Source organism: Aeromonas sp. R1-1, assembly GCF_040908495.1.
GTDB lineage: Bacteria > Pseudomonadota > Gammaproteobacteria > Enterobacterales > Aeromonadaceae > Aeromonas > Aeromonas veronii.
In genome coordinates this window covers 1-1,210 of the sequence record NZ_JBFODV010000172.1, presented here as the reverse complement: position 1 = coordinate 1,210, position 1,210 = coordinate 1, and the positions used below count along the sequence as shown (strand labels likewise).

Annotated in this window: 2 protein-coding genes; both read right to left on the bottom strand. The window is 63.0% G+C overall.

The features are described 5' to 3' along the window. The coding region (locus tag AB5Y92_RS10595; RefSeq protein WP_368226737.1) for a Sua5/YciO/YrdC/YwlC family protein at nucleotides 1-1,051 on the bottom strand (1,051 nt) is incomplete at its 3' end. Then, nucleotides 1,048-1,210 (bottom strand): SelB C-terminal domain-containing protein (locus AB5Y92_RS10590; protein ID WP_368226738.1); only part of this gene is annotated, 163 nt, incomplete at its 5' end. The genes AB5Y92_RS10590 and AB5Y92_RS10595, both read right to left, overlap by 4 nt.

The following is a 1,210-nucleotide window of genomic DNA, read 5'->3' as shown; positions in this document are numbered from 1 at the left end:
GTAGCTGGTGCAGCGGGGTATAGGGGAGCATGATGCCAAGGTAGGGGATGCCGGGGGCGATCCCCTCGGCCAGCGGCGCAGTTGTCAGTTGGGATTCTGAGAGCCCATCATCGTTAATGCACTTGCGCAGCAGGGTGATGGGTCTGGCCTGAGAGGTGAGCAACTGCCACTCGTCTTCGCTGCCGGTGACATGCAGTTTGGCCTCGGCAAGGGAGCCTATCATCACCGCCAGCGGCTTGCGCTCGCGCCGCTTGAGCGTTCGCAATCTGGCAACACTCTGTTCATTGCGGGCATCACACATCAGGTGATAACCCCCCATCCCCTTGACCGCGATAAGCTTGCCCGCATGCAGGGCGCAGGCAGCTGCTTGCAAGGCATCCTCGCGCTCGGCCAGGGCATCGCCACGGCCATTTCGCCAGCTGAGATGTGGCCCGCACTCGGGGCAGCTCACCGGCTGGGCGTGGTAGCGTCTGTCCAGCGGGTTTTCATAGGCCGCAGCGCAGCGCGGGCACATGGCAAAGCCCGCCATGGCGGTATGGGGGCGGTCGTAGGGGAGGCGGCGGATAATGGTGTAGCGCGGGCCGCAGTGGGTGCAGTTGGTAAAGGGGTAGCGATGGTGGCGATCCGAAGGGTTGGCCACATCGTTGGCGCACGTCTCGCACATCCCCTGATCCGGCGAGATGGCGACCGTGGCCGCGCTCTGCTGCTGGCTGGCTTTAATTCGAAACTGACCATGGAATTGGCCATCGAAGTCGGGATCATGAGCGAGGGACAGTTCCCGCTCGCTGAAATGATCGATACGGCTCAGCGGCGGCGCCAAGTCGAGCAGTTCGCGGGCAAAGCTGGCGAGCTGCTCAGGGGATCCTTCGGCGCTGATGGTGACGCCATTGGCATCGTTCAAGACATAGCCGGCAAGGCCGTGGCGCAGCGCCAGCCCATAGACGAAGGGGCGAAAGCCGACCCCCTGCACTATGCCGTCGATATGAAATTCGCGGCGCAGCCGGTTGGCCACAGGATTGGAAGAGCCAGAGGGGGCGATGGTGGCGCTCATGCCGGCTCCATCTCATCTTGAGTCTGCGGCAAGCGCAGCACCCGGCGCTTGTTCTCCTCGCGCCGCACCCAGCCATCCATCTCCATGCGCAGGCAGAACGGAATGGCGTATTTGCGCGACAAACCGGTGATCTCCTTGAAGGATGCCATATCGATCAGA